Origin of the sequence: Weissella thailandensis, from assembly GCF_001932615.1 — a bacterium.
GTDB lineage: Bacteria > Bacillota > Bacilli > Lactobacillales > Lactobacillaceae > Weissella > Weissella thailandensis.
This window is the reverse complement of sequence record NZ_CP014332.1, coordinates 42,288-61,557: the sequence shown is the minus strand read 5'-3', so window position 1 is coordinate 61,557 and position 19,270 is coordinate 42,288. Positions and strand designations below refer to the sequence as shown.

At 38.0% G+C, this 19,270-nt stretch carries 22 protein-coding genes; 3 read left to right on the top strand and 19 right to left on the bottom strand.

What is annotated here, in order from left to right:
* Nucleotides 1–99: 99 nt before the first annotated feature.
* Nucleotides 100–777: a DUF554 domain-containing protein gene (locus FOL01_RS00285; protein ID WP_075268773.1), complete on the top strand. Its 678-nt coding sequence runs from the start codon at nt 100–102 to the stop codon at nt 775–777.
* A 240-nt stretch (nt 778–1,017) separates the two neighbouring features.
* Here the strand turns inward: FOL01_RS00285 and FOL01_RS00280 are convergent, their stop codons facing one another.
* The 3 genes from FOL01_RS00280 to FOL01_RS00270 all read right to left on the bottom strand — a co-directional run bounded on the left by FOL01_RS00280 (nt 1,018) and on the right by FOL01_RS00270 (nt 2,876).
* Nucleotides 1,018–1,458, bottom strand: a complete 441-nt coding sequence (locus FOL01_RS00280; RefSeq protein WP_075268772.1) for a threonine/serine exporter family protein — start codon at nt 1,456–1,458, stop codon at nt 1,018–1,020.
* A complete protein-coding gene (locus FOL01_RS00275) occupies nt 1,459–2,226 on the bottom strand; it encodes a threonine/serine exporter family protein (RefSeq protein WP_075268771.1) in 768 nt (255 codons plus the stop codon).
* Nucleotides 2,227–2,393: 167 nt separating this feature from the next.
* Nucleotides 2,394–2,876 (bottom strand): Dps family protein, encoded by a 483-nt coding sequence (locus FOL01_RS00270; RefSeq protein WP_075268770.1) that lies wholly within the window; start codon nt 2,874–2,876, stop codon nt 2,394–2,396.
* 239 nt (nt 2,877–3,115) lie between these two features.
* Here FOL01_RS00270 and FOL01_RS00265 point away from each other — a divergent pair, with 239 nt between their 5' ends.
* Both FOL01_RS00265 and FOL01_RS10935 read left to right on the top strand, forming a co-directional pair.
* Complete coding sequence (locus FOL01_RS00265; RefSeq protein WP_075268769.1) at nt 3,116–4,135, top strand: polysaccharide pyruvyl transferase family protein; 1,020 nt, start codon at nt 3,116–3,118, stop codon at nt 4,133–4,135.
* A gap of 250 nt (nt 4,136–4,385) precedes the next feature.
* The gene (locus FOL01_RS10935) at nt 4,386–4,526 is read left to right on the top strand and encodes a hypothetical protein (RefSeq protein WP_156834955.1); all 141 of its coding nucleotides are present in this window, start codon (nt 4,386–4,388) and stop codon (nt 4,524–4,526) included.
* 267 nt (nt 4,527–4,793) lie between these two features.
* Here the strand turns inward: FOL01_RS10935 and FOL01_RS00260 are convergent, their stop codons facing one another.
* The 16 genes from FOL01_RS00260 to FOL01_RS00185 form a co-directional block, all read right to left on the bottom strand.
* Complete coding sequence (locus FOL01_RS00260; RefSeq protein ID WP_075268768.1) at nt 4,794–5,216, bottom strand: cytidine deaminase family protein; 423 nt, start codon at nt 5,214–5,216, stop codon at nt 4,794–4,796.
* 126 nt (nt 5,217–5,342) lie between these two features.
* Nucleotides 5,343–6,287: an NADP-dependent oxidoreductase gene (locus FOL01_RS00255; RefSeq protein ID WP_075268767.1), complete on the bottom strand. Its 945-nt coding sequence runs from the start codon at nt 6,285–6,287 to the stop codon at nt 5,343–5,345.
* 854 nt (nt 6,288–7,141) lie between these two features.
* Complete coding sequence (locus FOL01_RS10930; protein WP_156834954.1) at nt 7,142–7,312, bottom strand: hypothetical protein; 171 nt, start codon at nt 7,310–7,312, stop codon at nt 7,142–7,144.
* Nucleotides 7,313–7,383: 71 nt separating this feature from the next.
* Nucleotides 7,384–7,737, bottom strand: coding sequence for an MmcQ/YjbR family DNA-binding protein (locus FOL01_RS00245; RefSeq protein ID WP_075268766.1), 354 nt, complete (start codon nt 7,735–7,737; stop codon nt 7,384–7,386).
* Between the two features lie 508 nt (nt 7,738–8,245).
* Nucleotides 8,246–8,968 carry an SDR family NAD(P)-dependent oxidoreductase gene (locus tag FOL01_RS00240; RefSeq protein ID WP_075268765.1) on the bottom strand — a complete coding sequence of 241 codons (723 nt, stop codon included), beginning with the start codon at nt 8,966–8,968 and terminating at the stop codon, nt 8,246–8,248.
* Nucleotides 8,969–9,113: 145 nt separating this feature from the next.
* Nucleotides 9,114–9,485, bottom strand: coding sequence for a hypothetical protein (locus FOL01_RS00235; protein WP_075268764.1), 372 nt, complete (start codon nt 9,483–9,485; stop codon nt 9,114–9,116).
* Nucleotides 9,486–9,620: 135 nt separating this feature from the next.
* On the bottom strand, nt 9,621–9,800 hold the full coding sequence (locus tag FOL01_RS00230) for a hypothetical protein (RefSeq protein ID WP_083603376.1): 180 nt from the start codon (nt 9,798–9,800) through the stop codon (nt 9,621–9,623).
* Nucleotides 9,801–9,940: 140 nt separating this feature from the next.
* Entirely contained in the window at nt 9,941–10,585 is a 645-nt protein-coding gene (locus FOL01_RS00225; protein WP_075268763.1) for a FusB/FusC family EF-G-binding protein, read from the bottom strand.
* Nucleotides 10,586–10,745: 160 nt separating this feature from the next.
* The gene (locus tag FOL01_RS00220) at nt 10,746–12,299 is read right to left on the bottom strand and encodes a bifunctional metallophosphatase/5'-nucleotidase (protein WP_075268762.1); all 1,554 of its coding nucleotides are present in this window, start codon (nt 12,297–12,299) and stop codon (nt 10,746–10,748) included.
* 77 nt (nt 12,300–12,376) lie between these two features.
* Nucleotides 12,377–13,171: a phosphonate ABC transporter, permease protein PhnE gene (gene phnE / locus FOL01_RS00215; protein ID WP_207649843.1), complete on the bottom strand. Its 795-nt coding sequence runs from the start codon at nt 13,169–13,171 to the stop codon at nt 12,377–12,379.
* The gene (phnE, locus tag FOL01_RS00210; protein ID WP_075268760.1) at nt 13,171–13,953 is read right to left on the bottom strand and encodes a phosphonate ABC transporter, permease protein PhnE; all 783 of its coding nucleotides are present in this window, start codon (nt 13,951–13,953) and stop codon (nt 13,171–13,173) included. The genes phnE (FOL01_RS00215) and phnE (FOL01_RS00210) overlap by 1 nt, the downstream gene beginning before the upstream one ends.
* A gap of 3 nt (nt 13,954–13,956) precedes the next feature.
* The gene (phnC, locus tag FOL01_RS00205) at nt 13,957–14,721 is read right to left on the bottom strand and encodes a phosphonate ABC transporter ATP-binding protein (protein WP_075268759.1); all 765 of its coding nucleotides are present in this window, start codon (nt 14,719–14,721) and stop codon (nt 13,957–13,959) included.
* A 121-nt stretch (nt 14,722–14,842) separates the two neighbouring features.
* Nucleotides 14,843–15,775, bottom strand: coding sequence for a phosphate/phosphite/phosphonate ABC transporter substrate-binding protein (locus tag FOL01_RS00200; RefSeq protein WP_075268758.1), 933 nt, complete (start codon nt 15,773–15,775; stop codon nt 14,843–14,845).
* Between the two features lie 232 nt (nt 15,776–16,007).
* On the bottom strand, nt 16,008–17,357 hold the full coding sequence (locus FOL01_RS00195) for an LCP family protein (protein ID WP_075268757.1): 1,350 nt from the start codon (nt 17,355–17,357) through the stop codon (nt 16,008–16,010).
* Between the two features lie 187 nt (nt 17,358–17,544).
* The gene (locus FOL01_RS00190; RefSeq protein ID WP_075268756.1) at nt 17,545–18,501 is read right to left on the bottom strand and encodes a thymidylate synthase; all 957 of its coding nucleotides are present in this window, start codon (nt 18,499–18,501) and stop codon (nt 17,545–17,547) included.
* A gap of 22 nt (nt 18,502–18,523) precedes the next feature.
* The gene (locus FOL01_RS00185) at nt 18,524–18,997 is read right to left on the bottom strand and encodes a deaminase (RefSeq protein WP_075268755.1); all 474 of its coding nucleotides are present in this window, start codon (nt 18,995–18,997) and stop codon (nt 18,524–18,526) included.
* Between the last annotated feature and the right edge of the window lie 273 nt (nt 18,998–19,270).

Sequence of the window (19,270 nt, the reverse complement as noted above, 5' to 3'; positions counted from 1 at the left end):
TTAAATAACGGCTTTTTAAAGGGGATGGAACAAAGCAAATGTTCCATCCCCTTTATTGCTTAAAATGTATTAACAATTATCCCATCAAGGAGCAAACCTATGTTTGGTACTTTTTTTAATGTGACCATGATCATCCTGGGCAGCCTAATCGGTAGTTTAACCAAGAAATATATTAAGCCTGCATATCATACGGTGTTAATGCAAGCAATTGGCTTATCTGCCATGGTCATTGGTATTCATGCCGTCATTAAACCGTTTGATCAAAGTACATTACCTGTCCTTTTTATTATCAGCCTAGCAATTGGTGGCATTGTCGGCACAGCCATTAATATTCAGGATAGATTTGATCATACCGTTCAAAAGTTTACAAATAGTGATTTATCAACAGGACTAGCTACCGCTATTTTACTTTATTGTTTTGGCTCACTTTCCATATTGGGACCCATCAAAGCGGCATTACAACATGATTATACATTCCTGTTAACTAACGGTGGTTTAGACTTTATCACTTCGATCGTTTTAAGCGCCACCTTTGGTCTAGGTATCATGTGGGCAGCAGTTGTCCTGTTCTGTTGGCAGGGTGGTCTATATCTTTTAGCATTGTTATTCCAATCCGCTTTGAGTACGACCCTACTAAATGAACTCACAATTATTGGTGGTATTTTGATTTTAGCTTCCGGTCTTAGTGTGTTGGAAATCAAAAAAATCAACACACTAAACTTGTTACCAGCACTATTGGTGCCACCTATCGTGTTAAGTATCATGCATTTTATTTAATAATTTAAAATTATATCATGACAGCAAAAAACCGAGACAAATTAGAATGTCTCGGTCTTTTTGTGTTAAAGATGTATCGAGTATAAGCTTATAAATTTTATAACATAAACGCGTTCCAAAAGTCTGAAGCCGCAATGTACCGCAATTTACGCTATTCCTATCCTACGCTTTGCTTCGGCCAAAAATATCGCAAATCACCTGACACACCGGCTTCAAAACGATTTTTGTCTCGCTCTAAACTTAGGACCGATGCATAACGCGGTAGCGCACACGTCTAAAAATGGCCTCCGCAATCGCAAAGCCAATATCAATGGCAAATGCAATGACGAGCGTCCTAATTAAATTCCGCCCAGCATTAATATAATTGCCCAACGTAAATTCCTTGAGACTCGTATAAATCACAATTCCAGGCACAAGTGATACCAAGCCAGGCACATACAACATGTTGACCGGTGCTTTAATCCGAACGGCAACAATATTCGCTAGCAAACCAATAGTTAAAGCACCCAAAAAATTTTGCAGGATAATATTACTAGTCACCTGCGCCGTTAATAGGTAGACAGTCCAACCGCAAGCACCTGTCAGCCCCGCCCAAAACAACACGCGCCGGGGAACATTAGTAATAATACCGAAACCAATCGTTGATAAAAAGCTAACAATAAATTGTACTGCGAGTTCCATCTAGATGCCTCCTGTTAATATGTGCGCCATAAAACTACCAACAATAGTGCCAATACCAATTGAACCAGCAATCATAATAGCATCTATGCCTCGAACAAGACCAGATAAAATATCGCGATCAATAATTTCTCGTAATGAATTTGTCAGCGGCACCCCGGGTACTAAGGGCATCAAGGAACCGATGATAATATTAGCGGCACTATCTGCAATGCCAACATACTGTAACAAATTGGCTAATAATCCAATAACTAAACTACCCACAATAACACTTAAATATGGCGATTTTGAATGTTTACTGCCCCATTGTGAAGCGAGGTAACCAACAATTCCCACAAAAAACGCTAATGCAAGGTCGGACCGAGTCGCTTTAAATAACAGCATTGGGGCTACTGAAACTAAACCAGCACCAATAATCTTCTGTAACCAAGTAAAATCAATGACTTGGTGATCAACATTACGCACGCTACGTTCTAATTCATCAAAATCAATTTCATGAGCAAAAAACTGACGGGAAAGTGAATTGATTTCATCTACTTTTTGCAAGTTAAATATCGACACATTGGGTTTAACCAAATGTGTTGTCCCACCACTTTTGGTACTGATAAATATTGCTGTCATGGTTGCATGACAATTAAGATCAATGCCTGCCGCTTGACCAATATACGCAATGGTCGACTCCACACGGGTTGTTTCGGCACCACTTTCAAGCAAGATTTTCGCAATCAGTCCACAAACATCCATGATATTTTCCAAACGCTTTTCAGCCATATCTGCTTCCCCACAAACTCATTTAGTAAATAAATCATATCATACGGCAATAGTATTTTATACAAAGCTCATGTAACAAAAAAGAGCATGAAAAAGCTGACACATTCTCTGTGCCAGCTTTTCTGCTATAAATTCTTAATTAACATAAATGATGGGTTCTTAGAAAATTAGTCACCGTCAAAAGGGCCCTTCTCTAGGTATGCAGATAACATCCATATCTTCTTATCAATATCGATTTTGAAACCGTTAATCATATCCTGCGTTGGTTGATCATTCTCATCATCGGTCACATCAATTGCTTGTTGGAATTGATCCCTCAAATACCTGAATTGATCAACCAGACGTTGCATTAAATCTGGCAAATCATACTGTCCAAAATCAATATGTTCGTCTGGTAGTCCGGTATGTTCGATGAATTCATGCGTTGTTGCAAATGGTGCTCCATTCAAGGCAATCAAGCGCTCTGCAACTTGATCAAGCTCATCAGCAAAATCTTCATTAAATTCATCCATCTGTGGGTGTAAATTAAAAAATTGTTTACCCCGCATATACCAGTGAGTTTGATGAACGTTGGTCTGTATTTGAGACAAGTCAGCAACCAATTGATTCAACTGAGCACGTGTTCTAGGATAATCATACTTCTGATTCATAATATCTCCCCCTCACATTATTCATATGTTCACGGCAAGTGTAATTCCTTTCAAACTATAAATCAAACATTAACCATCATTAAGCTAATTACCCTTTCAACAACACTATAAAAACGTTTATCCACCTATCCTTTTGTTAAGTATTGTACAATAGACTTGCGAATATCCATATGGTAATAGGTATTGTGTAACAAAATTTGAATGATTAAATAACGTAAAAATTACGGGGGAATTTAAATATGGCAAATTTTTATATAGATACAATCACAGTCGCGCATGAATTACCAAACAACGATCGGCCAAAATTTTATATGTTCGGTGTGCCCAGCTACACGAATATGGGGGATCAAGCGGTCGCACTAGCCGAAAGAAAATACATTGAAAACGAGTTTCCTGAATACCAATACATCGAAATTATCGAAGATGATGATGATGATGCAATTCCAGTGGTTAAAAAACATTTGCAACCAAAGGATATCATTGCCTTCACTGGTGGTGGTAATATGGGAAACTTATATCATAATCATGAAGAAGCCAGAAGAAAAGTCTTCTCAACCTTCACCGATAATCTAACCATTTCATTTCCACAGTCAATCCACTTTGAAGATAATGAAGATGGTGCCGCTGAAAAAAAGAAAAGCCAAGAGGCCTACAGTAAAAATCCTAACCTTGTGCTAGTCGCTCGTGATGCACAAAGCTTTCATCGTATGCAGCGAACCTTTCGTAATCCCGTGATTTTCACACCCGACATGGTACTATACATGAATTCAGTCGATTGGAAATTTAAACGTAATGGTGCCTTATTTGTGTTGCGCCACGATACCGAAAAAGTGGTCAAACAATCAACAATTGATAATGTAAAGAGACTTTTGGATGATACCCTCCCTGTCGAACGTGTTGATACGGTTCTAGATGAACCATCAACAATAACGCCAATCACCCGAGATACGTTGTATGAAGAAGAATTAGAACTATTTTCACACCAAAACATTATCATTACTGACCGGTGGCATGCGATGGTATTTTCAGTCCTAACTGGTACCCCTTGCCTGCTATTTGGTAATAGCTACGGTAAAGGTAAGCATGCCTATATGGACTGGTTAGAATATGTTAATTGGATTGATTACACTGATGAGGAAGATACCGAACGTATTAAGAAACTGATGCAAACTCTGATTGTCCAAAAACGGCATAGTTATGATGTTAAAAGAAGCTTCCAGCAGTTGCGTGACACCATTTCTCGTTATGCTGAAAATTAAGTACAGAGTAAATTAGTAAAGATGAACCTCCTGAAATATACTTTCAGGAGGTTTTTATGTAGCAAGCATTTTGATAAACAACCAGTTATATTATGTTTACTAAACATATTAATCAATAGATATTAAATATATTTTTCACATCAATTTACTGGAAATTCACTTGTGTCACTTTTGGAAAACGCTTACACTTTTTACATAGGCGGTAGGTATATTAGTGGATATCTAATACATTAAAGTGGGGAGAGATATTATGGAAAAGAATAAAGACACTAAAGACGAAAAACATTACAAAATATTTAATGGTATTTTAGGGCTAGTGGTCGGCTTATGGTTGGCAATTCCTTCACTTTTTTCTTTTTTTGACAATTCAACAGGTTCTGTAGTTTTTTGAATAGACTTTATCTCCATTATTGTGGGGGTAATTAGCGCTATAAGTGGTATCAACGAGTTTAGGCACATTAAAAAGTAGTATGAACGATAGTATTTTGATGACCTTATAAAAATCATTGTACTTAATACGATAAGCCGCTTTTACATCAACAATTTGGCTCCTCAATCCATGCATTCTTAACTATTCAAAAGGCCACACTTTTTACTCTAAGTGTGGCCTTTTGAATTTGGCTGTACTCATTTTCTTTTTCAAGATTACGAATATCTATTAAACCTGACTAGATAATCCCCACCAATGTGGCATTAATGCTTCTAAAGCTGTCGTCTTTTTGTCTTCATAATCTACTAAAATCTCTGTATCTTTATTTTTAATATCCAACTGCATTAAAAACTCTCGGCAAGCACCACAGGGTAAACTATTATTTTCACTTTCAACAGGCGCTTTATCTCGAAAAGCTATTATCCGTTTGATATGCGTTTGACCACTATTAACATACATATTGAGTGCCGCTACGCGTTCCGCACACAAATTACAAACACCACTACAACTTTCAACGCAAAAGCCAGTAAATATTTCCCCATTCTCCGCTTCAATAGCACTAACAACATTATGTGCGTAAATAAATGGCGTGACATCGCCCGGATAATATTCTTTCTTTGCTTTTAAGTACATTTGTGCCCATTTGTCCATAATATTTACCCCTCTAAATAAAATCCACTCCAGCATTAGTTGATTAAAATTTTATCACAATAAAAAACAAAAGCCGTTTAGTTTCTGCAAATACGCAGTGACTAAACGACTTTTTCTTTATATTCATTAATTAGTTGTGATCACAATTTTTCCGTGAGCATGCCCATTCTCACTAAGCTCGTGGGCAGCCTGCAGTCCCGCAGCAGTCAACGGAAAACTACTGTCGATAACGACTTTTAGCTCACCGGTTTCGACTAGAGCTGCCAACTGCTTGAGTTGTGCGCCATTTGCTTGCAGCCACCAACCTGAGGCTGAAGGATGAGCGACCTGTTGTGCTTCAGTTGGTTGTCCGGCAATTGTTACTAACCGGCCTGTTGGTTTCAAAATTGCTAACCCAGCCGGAATCTGATCAATCGTATCAAAAACCGCATCGTAGTCATGTAAAACAGCGGTAAGTTCCTGCTGATGGTAATCGATCATCTCATCCGCACCCAACTGGCGCAGCATTTCCGTATTTTCTGAGCTGGCTGTTGTTGCCACATAGGCGCCTAAATGTTTAGCAATCTGAATAGCAAACATCCCAACTCCACCGGCACCAGCTTGAACTAAAACTTTATCTCCTGATTGAACATGCAATCGATCTACTAGGACCTGCCAGGCAGTCAGTCCAGCCAGTGGGATTGCTGCCGCCTCATCAAAGGATAATTGCGCTGGTTTCAAGACTAGCTGGTTTTCTTTAACTACGGCATATTCTGCGTAAGTTCCACGTGTCCCATCACCATTTAAATCAGGGCCATCGGGGCGCGCAAAAACTTCATCACCAGCCTGAAAGTCGTGGACGTTGGCCCCGGCTTTAACAATTACTCCAGCAAGATCCCAGCCTAAAACCACTGGAAATTTCCAGGAAGACTGACTTTTCATGTATCCACGCCTAACCTTCCAGTCAATTGGGTTAACGCTAGTCGCTTTAATTTGAACCAAGACTTCGTCCGCTGCCGGCTGAGGTACTGGTAAATCTTTTTCAACCAATTCAGCAGGTTCACCATAATTCTCAATCACAATTGCTTTCATTATTGAATCTCGCCTCCATTATGTGTAATTGACGATAACACTGTCACTTGTTTTGAGGCAAACATTTTGCTCACTGTAAGAATGCCATGATTTGCCTTAATTCATATACACTTATTTAACTGTATGAAACAACATTTAGAATACATCACTCAAAAACTGCTGAGTAATGAAGCGTTCCGCCCATATTTTTAATCGTTTCTGGCAACAATGCTTTAAGCATAAAAGCTTGATATGGTAGTGGATAGAGTGGTTCAACGTCAAATTTACTAGCGGGTAAATACCAAAACGGCGATAATAATCCGGGTGTCCGAGAATACTAATATAAGGATAATGTAGCTTGTTAGGACGCTGTTCTAATTCGTGCATCAATGCAGTACCGATTCCCTGCTGTTGTTTATTCGTTTATTCGGTGCTACCGCTAGTGGGACTAATGCTAACCCGGTCAATGAACTATGGGTAGAAGTCAGTATATGAACTTCGCCCATCATCCCGTAGCCATAAATTTGTGAATCACTGGCCACAACTAATTTTAGTTCCGCCTGGTAGCTAGGATCTAACCGGATTATTTCTACAAGCTCTGCCTCATTATCATAACCATGTTCAGTTGCAGAAAAAATTTCTTTTAATAAAAGTGCGATACCTGGGTAATCTGAGCTAATAGCAAAATCTCTCTAAATATCATTCCTAAAATGACACCCAAAACAAAAACCACAACAAGCTTTACTGCTCGTTTAATTTTTTCATTTTTCAATATAAAACTCCTATATTAAATTAACTATCCACCAACTACCTATATAAAATTCTCAAATGGGCGATATTTGTTTCTTATAAACCATACAACGATTACTTTATTTCTACTTTTTGTCGAAATAATTATCGATTTTCTTTTGTATAATAACAGACGAAATTAATAGTAGCAAAAACCATAGTCCCGTTAATTGTTCATAGACAATAAATAGCAACATAAAGATAAGCCATATTCCTAATAGAGCAACAAACTTAGCAACTTTTCTATTATCATACATAATTTATAATTCTCCTTTGCCTTTATTGAAGATATGATAAATTCTCTGTGGCTAATAAAATAATCAATTCTTTATTCTGTTAAGCGAAAACTTTCATCAATCAGATTAGTTAATTCTTCAGCTTTTGCTAATTCTAAACGTACAGAAATCCAGTGCGTTTTATTCATGTGATAAGCAGGTAAGAATTCAGGAAATTCATGTAAGTTAGAAATCGTTTCTGGAGGTAATTTAATATCTATCAGGTCTTCGACACCGATATCTTCTGTCACATCAAGTTTTACTTTATCCACGTCCATAATAATAGCATACCATTTTCTACTGTCTTGATGCCTCAATACCGCATATCTCGGATACTTCTTCCAAAGATACTCTGGGTCTGTAAGATATTTATTTTTAACATATTCAAAAATATCAGTACGGTTCATTCTTTACCCCCCCTCCTTGATTACTACGCCAACTTATACTCTCGATACTATCATTATTTTTAGTACCTTCACCATACATAACATCGAATCATTTATCATGATTTGCAGATTATCACTGAAATACGATACCCTAGCGTTATAAAAATAGGAGAATTGTATATAATTAATTGGCGTTACAACATCATTACTTTAAGTAGTTCTATAAATTTTGCATTAGTTATTATTACAACAACCAATGTATTTGCATTTTCACAAAGGAGGTCGCATGAGTCGAACAAATAAGTTTTGGATCTGGCTAAGCATTTTCATTCTTGCTACCGTTTTTGATATTGTATTAGACCCACAATGGCGTAGTTTAGGATATTTTATACTAAACATAGCCGAAATGGTCTCAATGATTTGCTGTTTCGTCTATTTTCCAAAAGGGAAACAACACTAATTTCTATAATATAGTAAAAAGCTCCCATCTATTTTTTAGACCGGAGCTTTTTGTTATAAACTAATTTATTTATTGTGCGGTATAACCACCGTCTGCATTGATCAATGCACCAGTAACGATTGAAGCCTCATCACTGGCTAAGAAAGCAACAACATTCGCAATCTCATCTGGTTCAGCCAAACGACCGATTGGCATTTTACCAACCATCGAATCAGTTGTTTCCTTCGGCAATGTTTTCAGCAATGGTGTGTTAACATAGCCTGGCGCTACTGCATTAAAGCGAATACCTTGCGCGGCATAAGTAACAGCCTGTGACTTGGTATAGTTCGCAACTCCAGCCTTAGCTGCTGAATAGGCTTGTGACTTTGCACCACCGACAACACCTAAAATAGAGCTCATATTGATGACACTGCCACCACTAGTTTGTTTCTCCATTTGTTGCACAATGTATTTGTTTGATAAAACAACACCAGTTAAATCAATATTAATGACCTTTTGCCAATTATCTTCATCTAGCTCAGAAACAGGCGCTTTTTTCTCAGCGACACCAGCATTAGCAACTAGAATATCAATATGCTGATATTTAGCAACAACCTTTTCAACCAGTGACTTTAAAGAAGCACTATCCGTCACATCTGTCTGCACAAAATCAATTGCTGAATCTTCCGGTGCATTAATATCAGCCGAAACTGCTACTGCACCTTCTTTAACAAACTTTTGTGCAATCGCCAAGCCGATTCCTGATGAACCACCAGTAATCACTGCAACTTTATCCTGTACACCATTTGCCATATTATTTTCCCCCAAAATATATCTTATTTTTGTATCTCAATGTAAATCAGACTATTATAACTAGTTGACTTACTATAATGCACAAAAAGCTCTCCCCTTATTATTAATCTAACATTATTTATATAAAAATTCATAATTTAAGTTTTTACTTTTTATATGCTTTCTCGAATGAGTACATCAACCATAGCATCAAAAGAGCCATTAAAATAGCCACGCCACCTGTCACAATAAAAGAGGTGTAATTAACATAACTATCAACAAAAAACATTTGAATACTAAGATAAGCAAAATTGATTATGAACGCAGTCCCAAAACGAACATATACACGGTGCGTTAGCCTAGCAATGAGCAACGACAGCAAAACAATACCAATACTATAAAGTGTTGATTCAATTTCATTAAACATTGGACGATGTTGAATAATGTTAACCAAAGTATGCAGAACAATTACCCCAATCAATATGCCGAACGAAAAATAAAATGGATGTTGTTTAAAAAAATCATTTAACTTTTTCAATATAATTCCTCCACCCTCGTAGTATAACACATTCATTAATGCTTACTTTTAGAATTGAAAAGCATTAAAAATTGACCATATCCATTGTTTACGTTGTAGCTTTGTTAGAAGACGTCTACCGTCTTGTGATAATTGTTACTGATAAGATAGTTGACGCAAAGTGTTGATGATGACAAGTACTTCCTTCTCTTGAGAAGTTTTTTGTGCATTTGATTGCGTAATCACTTCACTCACCAAATGGGTTTCATCATCCGTCATATCTGGATGTTTGGCCGTAAATTTCAATAAATATTCTCTGAGATCCTGCCTACACATATAACCCCCTTAATTTTTCACTACTTATGATGTTGATTTTATCGTAAATCCTACTTTTTAACTGGATTTGAATATAAAAAGAGCCCTGAATCTACCTTTTTAATCGGTAGACTCGCAGCTCTCTTCTAAAGTATCAACTGTTACTGTTTTTTAATTGTCGTCACAAATTTATCAAAGAAATTCCGTTCATGTAAATTACGATTACACTGTAAACTATCTACACAAATATAATTCCCCTTCTTCGTATATCGGCCGTCTCCTCGACGTTTATTTAACGCCAAGAACATCGACACATTTTCCTCATGATGGCAAATAGCGCAATACCCTTTAACAACTGGACTCGAAACATCACCCACAAGTCCCAGCAGCTGTTCATCCTCATAATACAAGATATACTTACGTTGTGTTGCAATATCATTCCAAGCAAAGAATGTATAATCGCGCCAATCAACAACCGTTAAATCTGGCAATGTTAATTTTTTCGTTTTGCGAAAAACCTGTGCGATTTGCTTTTTATTAGGTTCAACAAACGGTACAACAAATGGCTTCAATTCTCGAACCATCTTTTCAGTAGCCCGGTGACGCAAGCGACGGTCCATAATATTTGTCAATAATTGATCAATTTCTGGATAATTTCCCGGTATTGTTTCATGAATTTCCTCTGCTGCTAATTCTTGTAAGGCTGCAACAGTACTTAAATCATTCACCGCTTGATATTGATGAACTAAGTTATACACAATTTCATTGATTTTCATGTATTGATAGGGCTGCATAGTTAATGTCATTTTTATTTCCTTTCGTTTCTTCCGATCAGAATCATTAGAAAGAAAGTTTCTAGTGATTCAGTCAACAACTGTTAACCGCGTCACTAGAAGATACTAAACGTATCATCTTATCACCTCCTAGGGTCGTCTTAGTCTATCAAACTCCCTAAAGAAAAGCAATTTAGAATATAACCGTTAAATTCGTCGGTTGCGCAATATGAATTTCAGGATGATCCATAATATACTCGGCAATCAAATCTGGTGTTTCACGTTGCACTTCACGCACAATTTTATCTGGTGAAAACATTGGGAAATTCCCAGCACCACCAGCACGATAATTATTCATCGCCACTTCATAAGTTGCGGTCATATCCAAGGGTTGACCATCTTTTTCAACTTTAACGACACGGTGTCCCATTGGTTGATGAATATCAAAGGTATAATCAATCCCGCTCCAAACATCATAATTATAATGCTGTACCTTTGGGTTAGTGAATAATGGATTAATCGTCAAATCACCATCTGCTGATAGTTGGAAGTAACGCGCATTGACTTCTAAGGCATCTTTAATATCTTGCCCCGTTAATTTTTCTACGACTAAGGTATTAGGAAAAATATAATTGGTCATAATATCACGTTGTGTCACTGCGTTACCTAATCCACGCACCTCATCATTAAATAGAGCCGTATTCGCAATCGTCGTATGTGTTGCTGACATTTGCACACGATTAACTAACTCAATAAACGGATGATTATGTGAACGCGCCTCAAAATGATTTGTCACCTGCATATTATCACCAACTTGACCGACCGGCGTATCCAACCATTGGTTTACCTTCTCTTGTAGCGGATTAATCATTGCAACAATATCGCCACGTTCAGGTTCATCGCCTGTTGCTAATAATTCCGCTGTGGCCGCCGTACGATGATTCTTCTCATCAAGCGTTAGTGTCATCAACCCAACATGGTCACCACGATAGCCCGGCTGATTTGTTGGTACTCCGTGAACCACCTCAGCAATTTCGCGATGTTGATGACCTGTTACAAGTGCATCAACTCCTGCTAGCTGTAATAATTGATAGCCCTGATTTTCCGAGGTAATGCGCTCTAATGGCTTACCAGTCTGTAAGTCTTCGGCAAAGCCACCATGGTACGCCAGTACTAACACATCAACCTGTGAACGTATTTCAGCAATATACTTCTGGGCAACAATGACTGGATCAGCAAAAGTCAGACCTTGAATATGTGCAGGCTGTTCCCAGTGTGGAATGTATTGTGTTGTTAGGCCAATAACACCAATTTTGACACCTTGCCGTTCAAAAATCTTATACGGCTGACCCACGAATGGCTGTTGGGTCGTTTCATCCAAAATATTAGCATTCAATAAATTTGGGGTCTGAGCAAACACTTTTTCGATATAAGCACGCCCAAAATTAAACTCATGGTTACCAAGAATGCGCACATCATATGAAATAGCATCGGCTAATTCCTGATAAATACCTGTCTGGTCGGTGGCAACCTTTTCAATATAGTTAGCTAATGGTGAGCCTTGAATAAAATCGCCATTTTCAATAGTTAAGGAAATATTGCCAGCTAACTTTGCTTGTTGTTGATAGTCTGCAATGACGGTTGCTGCCCGTGATAACCCTAAGCTATCATTTAATAATGGCCGCCGAAAATCATCTGCTCGTATATGCCCATGAATATCTGACGTTGACAATATTGATAATTGCATATTTTTCTCCTTTTTATTAAAAAAAGCTGGTACCACATCGTGTGCCAGCTTCCATCATTCGTATAGTGATATGTTCATTAGACTAAACGCTTACGTAATTGCCCAGATAAGAAATCAATAACGGTAACCATCACGATAATGCCCAAAAGAATAATACCAACCTTTGGCCACTGACGAGTTTGCAAAGCGAAAATCAACGGTGCACCAATACCACCAGCACCAACAATTCCTAGAATAGCTGCAGAACGCACTGCAATCTCAAAACGGTAAAGCGTATAATTCATAAACTCTGGCATAACTGCTGGAATCGTTGCTAAAGTTAAACCATCTAATGCTGAACCGCCCGCAGCCACAATGGCTTCATTGGGACCCCGATCAATATTTTCAATGGCTTCCGAGAATAGCTTTCCTAACATCCCAATTGAATGGATCGATACGGCTAAGACACCCGCATAAGCCCCCGGTCCGACAGCTTTGATAAACATAATTGCCAAAACAATTTCTGGAAAGACACGGATAATTGTTAAAATCAGCTTACCAATTGTTGAGCGTGGCGTAAAGAGACCCTTCTTTGTGCGAGCCGCTAAAAACGCAAATGGTAATGTCAGTATGGCTGAAATAAACGTTCCCAAGAAAGCGATTGCTAGTGTTTCAATCAAGGCACTAACCAAGTCCTCACCATCACCAGAATATATATATGACCAATCCGGATGGAAAAGTCCGTGAATAATGGATTTAGTTACCTGCATCGCTTGGGGTTTAACTGTTGATAATGGAATACCTGAAAAAGCCCAGACAAATAGTAGCACCACCAAGATTGCTATTATCCATGGACCATATTTTTGCCACGGATTTCGTTGAATTTTTTGCATTATGCCAACGCCTCCCGTAGTCGATTAGAAACACCGTCAACGATAATAACAACAACCAAAATAGCTAAAATCACTACGGCTGTCCGATCGGAACGGAATAGCGACAATGTTTGATCCAAATATAAACCAACACCACCAGCTCCTAGATACCCTAGAACCGTTGAAGCACGCACATTGATTTCCAATGTATAAAGGAAATAACTTAAGAATTGATTCATAACTTGCGGAATAACCGCAAACACAATTTTTTGGACACCATTGGCACCAACTGACGTTAAGGATTCAATAGGACCATCATCAATAGTTTCAATGGCTTCATAAAACAACTTAGAAATCATACCAAAACTAAAGATAGTCAATGCACCGACTCCAGCCATAGGCCCGATACCAACAATGGCCACAAATACGGCGGCTAACAATAAATCAGGTAATGCTCGTACTAAATTCAAAAAGAAACGAATAATTCCTCGTAGATACGTATTTTTTACAATATTTCGTGCGGCTAACAAACTAAATGGTATGGCGATAATCGTTCCTAGCAAAGTCCCCACCAAAGCCATCTGAATCGTTTCAGCAATTGGTGTAATAATGGCTGAAACAAATGACCAGTCCGGGTGCATCATCCGAATCAGTAAATCCCAAAATTGATCCCAACTAAAGTTGGCAGTAGCACCGGTATTATAGCCTGATCCAATAAAAATTAAGACAAATAGGAGGACAGATAAAATGCCCTTAACATGCCACTTTTCACTGAATTGGCGTTCAGGTAAAGTTGCGTTCATATCCTACTCCTTATCCCCTGTTTCAGCGTAAATACCATCAAAATCATCAGCACTAACTTCAGAAATGGGTTTGTCATACACTAATTGACCATCGCGCAACCCAACAATCCGCGTTGCATATGCCATCGCCAACTCCACACTGTGCAAATTAACAACAACTGTCATGCCCATATCATTCAAATGCTGCAAGTCATCCATCACCATCTTAGTGGTCTTGGGATCCAATGACGCGATGGGCTCGTCAGCTAACACAACATTGGGTGACTGCATCATCGAGCGGGCGATTGCCACACGTTGTTGTTGCCCACCTGATAATTCATCAGCGCGTGTGTAATATTTATCCAACATGTTCACACGCTCTAAATTAGCAGCCGCTTTCTCTTTATCTTCCTTAGAAAATAAGCCAAACGTACTTCTAAACGTCGAATAATAGCCCACTCGACCAGCTAAAACATTGCGAGCAACCGTTGCTCGTTTCACCAGATTAAAGTTTTGGAATATCATGGCAATATTACGACGTTGCTGGCGTAATTCTTTGCCCTTAGCCTTGGTAATATCAACATCATCCAGTAAAATTTCACCTTCACTAACATCGTGTAATCGATTAATTGCCCTAAGCAATGTACTTTTACCAGCCCCAGATAAACCAACTATGACAACAAATTCACCTGATTTTATATCTAAATTGATATGATCTAATCCAACTGTTCCATTAGGATAAATCTTTGATACATCATTAATTTTTATGGTGCCTACACCACTACTCATACTTCTGCCATCCAATCTTATATAGCCTTACAGCAATATATTTTAAAATATGTATAAAACAAGGCTCGCCATAGCATCATTGTATGACAAGCCTCACTTTTAGAAATGCTGTTGTATACGATTACTTAATATCTTCAACCTTGTTTTGGTACTTACGAACCGTATCAAAGTTTGAGTCTTTTGATTTTGTAACACCTGCCCAGCTATAGACATCTTTCATGACCTTCTTACCCTTATCAGTCTTTGAAACTTTGATCATAGCCTTCTGGATAGTCTTTGAGTCAGCCTTTGAAACACCTTTACGTAAAGTAATTGTGTCATTTGGAATCTTGGTTGTGTACTTTAGCACACGAGTATCTTTAAAGACATCTGGATTATCTTCCTTAACTAAGTTACGCGCATCATCAAAAACAAAGGCGGCGTCTGTATCACCATTGACAACTGAAATCACACCTTGATCATGCCCTTTAACAGTTACCAAATCCGAATTTTTGACAACATTCATGCCCTTCTTCTTCAAATCAACAACTGGGAAGATGTATCCAGCATCAGAAGTTGGGTTCTGGACGGCAATCTTCTTGCCCTTCAAGTCCTTAACGTTCTTGATACCCGAGTCCTTCTTTACAACGACTAATGCACGATAATAATCAACGAGCTTATCTGTATCAGAACCGTCATTTTTCTTATCGTTAATACCGTAACGTTGTGATTGCAAAATCACCTTAGCACCGTATTGCTTGTGGGCTTGTACATATGGATCTGGTGGTAAGAATCCCATATCGACCTTGCCTGAACCCATTGCTTCAACAACTGTATTGTAGTCAGTTGAAATTGTTACGTGAACTGGAATGCCTAATTCCTTCTTCAACAACTTCTCCAATGGCTTTGCTTTAGCTTGAATTGTATCTGCTTGAGATGAAGGTACGAATTGTACATTCAACTCTTTCAAATCAACTTTCTTTGATGCTGCATCAACTGATAGTGCTGGTACAGCTGATACGGCCGTCGTTGCTAACATAGCAACTGTGGCTCCTGCAACAAGTCTCTTAAACATGCCCTATGTACTCCTTAAATGTTTGTCTTGTATACCTGTGCATACTATTTCTTAAAGGTCACTTAAATAATAACAACGAACGATAAATACGTCAACAGTTTTAATTGTTCACTTAATTTTATAAATAAAGAATTAAATTTCATTCTATTTATTTAACGTTCGCTTTTTGTGCTTTTTATATAAAAAAAGCAGTAAACGAATATTTCGTTTACTGCTTTGAGTGATTTTAAGTTTAATAACCAACACCGGCATCACCGTAATAATCGGTGCCACCTTCAGTGGTATCAGTACCATCGTATGTGCCATCTGTTGTTGTGCCATAGGTACTATCTGATGATGTTGTACCATACGTACTATCAGTTGACGTTGACGAGGATGTATTATCTGATGGTAGTCCATTAGCTGATAGTAATGATTCAGGAACATTACCACCATATAGTGTTCCTGTTTTTTTATGCTTCAATCCCAATGATGAACGCAAAGTATTGGTAACACGCTGTTTCTCACTTTGGGTAATTAACTCTGAAGAACCCGAAGTTAATGCAACTGAAGTTCCTTGCGCATTATCAGTCTTAATCGTTTTCGCCGCACTCAAATACTTTGAGGCAACGGTCAACATATCACCAAAGGTCAAATCCGTCTTCGTAGAATCAGAAATTGTACTCAAGAACTTCTGGTTCACTAGCTTTGTCGGATTACTTTTAGCCTTATCCACAATAGCTTGTAATACCAAACGTTGACGTGCTTGGCGACCGTAGTCACCTTGTGGGTCATCATATCTCATACGAGAGAATGCTAGTGCGGCGGCACCATCCATTTTCGAGTATGTCTTCGTAGAACCATTCTTATTTAGTGTATAAGTAGATGAATTCTTTTTAAAGTTATAGATAATCTCACCATCGTTATGAGCAGTATATGGATTATAACCGAACGTTAGTGGTGACTTCACTTTTACACCACCTAATTGGTCAATAGCCTTCTCTAACCCATTCATATTAACTAACGCATAGTAATCAATAGGGACATTTAACCATTTTTGAATTGTTTTGATAGTTGTTTTGGCTGAACCATATTCATAAGCTGAATTCAGCTTTTGTGGGAATTGATTTTCATATCCGATTGGGGCAATAACCGAATCACGAGGTAACGACATAATCGTTACCTTTTCCTTTTTCGGATTAACAGTAACTAACATCAATGAGTCAGTACGTCCTTTGTAATTTCGATCTAACTCCCCTGTATCAGTACCTAGCAATAGGATTGAAAATGGCTTTCCTTTTTTAATAACCTTAGATACATTACGTGTTTTAGTTAACCCTGTTCCTTCAAAGGAGCTATCAATCGCATTTTTAGTATTACTATAAGCAATACCAAACATCACTCCAGCTGCTAAAACAAGTAACGCTATCACAAATAGGATGGCATTACGAATAGGGTGTTTTTTACGCGGACGCGGACCATGATTACCCCCACCTGGCGTTAAGCCTTTAAGGTTTCGTGGACCACCTTCGCGTTTTTTACGCTTATTCTGTTTAGTTTCAGCTTCACGACGAGCCGATCGAGTTTGTGGCTCATTATCCATGAGCATCTCCTCTCTTAACTTCAATAATTGATTAATTCCATATTATCTTGCTCAAAAATTAATCTTTTTGATTTTATAAAAGATTTCTTTGAAAAAGCTTATAGCAACTTATATATCTTACCATAATTTAAAATCTAATATGTACAATCTATAATCAAAATCAAGTAGTTTGTGATAATTTATACGATTAGACCGCGACTGGCGCTTTAATACTAGCATGTGGGTCGTAATCATTAATTTTAATGTCCGCCATCGTATATTCTGCAATGTCTTTAACTTCTGGATTCAGCGTAATCGTTGGTAAAGGTCGCATCTCACGTTGTAATTGCTCTGTCACTTGTTCAATGTGGTTTGAATAAATATGCGTATCACCAAAAGTATGCACAAATTCACCGGGTTCCAACCCCGTTTGAGCTGCAACCATGTGTAATAGCAATGAATATGAAGCAATGTTAAATGGGACCCCTAAGAAAACATCCGCTGAACGTTGATATAATTGTAAGCTCAATTTACCATCTGCAACATAAAACTGGAATAAAGTATGGCAAGGTGGTAGTGCTTGCGTGGGAACATCCTCTGGGTTCCAAGCTGTGACAATTAAACGACGTGAATTAGGATTTGTTTTGATTTGTTCGATCACATCTTTAATTTGGTCAATAAAACCACCTTGGACACGACGCCAATGCCGCCATTGTGCACCATAAACATCCCCTAACTCGCCATACTTTTGTGCAAATTCATCATCATTTAAAATACGGTCAACAAATATGGCATGTTGTTCATCATACTGTACTTTAAACGCCTCATCTACTAATGAGCGACGACCGAAGTCAGTCATATCAGGCCCATCGTAATCTGCTGATTCGACCCAATTTTTAAACGCCCACTCATCCCATATATGATTCTTATGCGCTAACAAAAATTTGATATTTGTATCACCACGTAAGAACCATAATAACTCACTTTTGATCAATCCAAAGGGCACACGTTTTGTTGTTAGTAATGGAAAGCCTTCACTCATATCAAAGCGTACCTGACGGCCGAAAACAGAACGTGTACCTGTTCCTGTTCGATCACCCTTCACAGCACCATTATCTAATATATCTTGTGCTAAATCTAAATAACCTTGTTCATTCTTACTCATATTAGTCTCCGTGACCTTTCTGTTATAGGTAAGCGGCAAAATCAATTTTTTGTAGGTCGGCCTTTGTCGCAACGACTTGTTCAATGGCAACGTTTTTGGCCTGTAATAAGTTCGCGACAAAGTCATCATTATGATAGTTTCGCAAATAATTAATTTTTGTAATCCCTGCTTGTAAGAGTAGTTTTGTGCAATGTACACATGGAAAATCTGTCACAAAAACCTGTGCACCATCAGCGCTAATGCCCATCTTAGCAAGTTGCATTAATGCGTTTTGCTCAGCATGGACTGCACGAATACAATGGCCATCGACTACTAAATCACCAACCTCTGTACAATGTGGTGTTCCTGAAACTGAACCATTATATCCACTAGCAATAATACGGCCATCTTTAACAACCACAGCTCCCACATGAAGGCGAGTGCAAGTACTACGGGCGGCTAGCATAATTGCTTGTATCATAAAATATTTTTCCCAAGTTATTCGTTCGTCTTGCATTTTAAAGAGCCCTCTTAGTCTGTCTTAGTCGTTCCTAATATTATCAAGGATAGAACTTAAAGAAAAGTCTTGAATTTTCTCAAATAATTAAAAATACTCTGCACCTTTGTATCTACAATTTTTGTACCAAAATTACCAGAATAAGTCTATCAAATTTAAAAAATCATTGTTGCAAATAGCTAACACCGACATAATTGATTTAAAATTTAATTTATGGTAAAATTAAATTAAACTTACTTTGTCCAATTTTAGGCAAAAAACACGCAGCGATTT

Excerpts from the sequence above, each read along its gene's own strand:
- FOL01_RS00285 (WP_075268773.1), top strand. The coding sequence starts at position 100 with ATGTTTGGTACTTTTTTTAATGTGACCATGATCATCCTGGGCAGCCTA.
- FOL01_RS00280 (WP_075268772.1), bottom strand. The coding sequence starts at position 1,458 with ATGGAACTCGCAGTACAATTTATTGTTAGCTTTTTATCAACGATTGGT.
- FOL01_RS00275 (WP_075268771.1), bottom strand. The coding sequence starts at position 2,226 with ATGGCTGAAAAGCGTTTGGAAAATATCATGGATGTTTGTGGACTGATT.
- FOL01_RS00270 (WP_075268770.1), bottom strand. The coding sequence starts at position 2,876 with ATGAATCAGAAGTATGATTATCCTAGAACACGTGCTCAGTTGAATCAA.
- FOL01_RS00265 (WP_075268769.1), top strand. The coding sequence starts at position 3,116 with ATGGCAAATTTTTATATAGATACAATCACAGTCGCGCATGAATTACCA.
- FOL01_RS10935 (WP_156834955.1), top strand. The coding sequence starts at position 4,386 with ATGGAAAAGAATAAAGACACTAAAGACGAAAAACATTACAAAATATTT.
- FOL01_RS00260 (WP_075268768.1), bottom strand. The coding sequence starts at position 5,216 with ATGGACAAATGGGCACAAATGTACTTAAAAGCAAAGAAAGAATATTAT.
- FOL01_RS00255 (WP_075268767.1), bottom strand. The coding sequence starts at position 6,287 with ATGAAAGCAATTGTGATTGAGAATTATGGTGAACCTGCTGAATTGGTT.
- FOL01_RS10930 (WP_156834954.1), bottom strand. The coding sequence starts at position 7,312 with ATGTATGATAATAGAAAAGTTGCTAAGTTTGTTGCTCTATTAGGAATA.
- FOL01_RS00245 (WP_075268766.1), bottom strand. The coding sequence starts at position 7,737 with ATGAACCGTACTGATATTTTTGAATATGTTAAAAATAAATATCTTACA.
- FOL01_RS00240 (WP_075268765.1), bottom strand. The coding sequence starts at position 8,968 with ATGGCAAATGGTGTACAGGATAAAGTTGCAGTGATTACTGGTGGTTCA.
- FOL01_RS00230 (WP_083603376.1), bottom strand. The coding sequence starts at position 9,800 with ATGTGTAGGCAGGATCTCAGAGAATATTTATTGAAATTTACGGCCAAA.
- FOL01_RS00225 (WP_075268763.1), bottom strand. The coding sequence starts at position 10,585 with ATGACATTAACTATGCAGCCCTATCAATACATGAAAATCAATGAAATT.
- FOL01_RS00220 (WP_075268762.1), bottom strand. The coding sequence starts at position 12,299 with ATGCAATTATCAATATTGTCAACGTCAGATATTCATGGGCATATACGA.
- phnE (WP_207649843.1), bottom strand. The coding sequence starts at position 13,171 with ATGCAAAAAATTCAACGAAATCCGTGGCAAAAATATGGTCCATGGATA.
- phnE (WP_075268760.1), bottom strand. The coding sequence starts at position 13,953 with ATGAACGCAACTTTACCTGAACGCCAATTCAGTGAAAAGTGGCATGTT.
- phnC (WP_075268759.1), bottom strand. The coding sequence starts at position 14,721 with ATGAGTAGTGGTGTAGGCACCATAAAAATTAATGATGTATCAAAGATT.
- FOL01_RS00200 (WP_075268758.1), bottom strand. The coding sequence starts at position 15,775 with ATGTTTAAGAGACTTGTTGCAGGAGCCACAGTTGCTATGTTAGCAACG.
- FOL01_RS00195 (WP_075268757.1), bottom strand. The coding sequence starts at position 17,357 with ATGGATAATGAGCCACAAACTCGATCGGCTCGTCGTGAAGCTGAAACT.
- FOL01_RS00190 (WP_075268756.1), bottom strand. The coding sequence starts at position 18,501 with ATGAGTAAGAATGAACAAGGTTATTTAGATTTAGCACAAGATATATTA.
- FOL01_RS00185 (WP_075268755.1), bottom strand. The coding sequence starts at position 18,997 with ATGCAAGACGAACGAATAACTTGGGAAAAATATTTTATGATACAAGCA.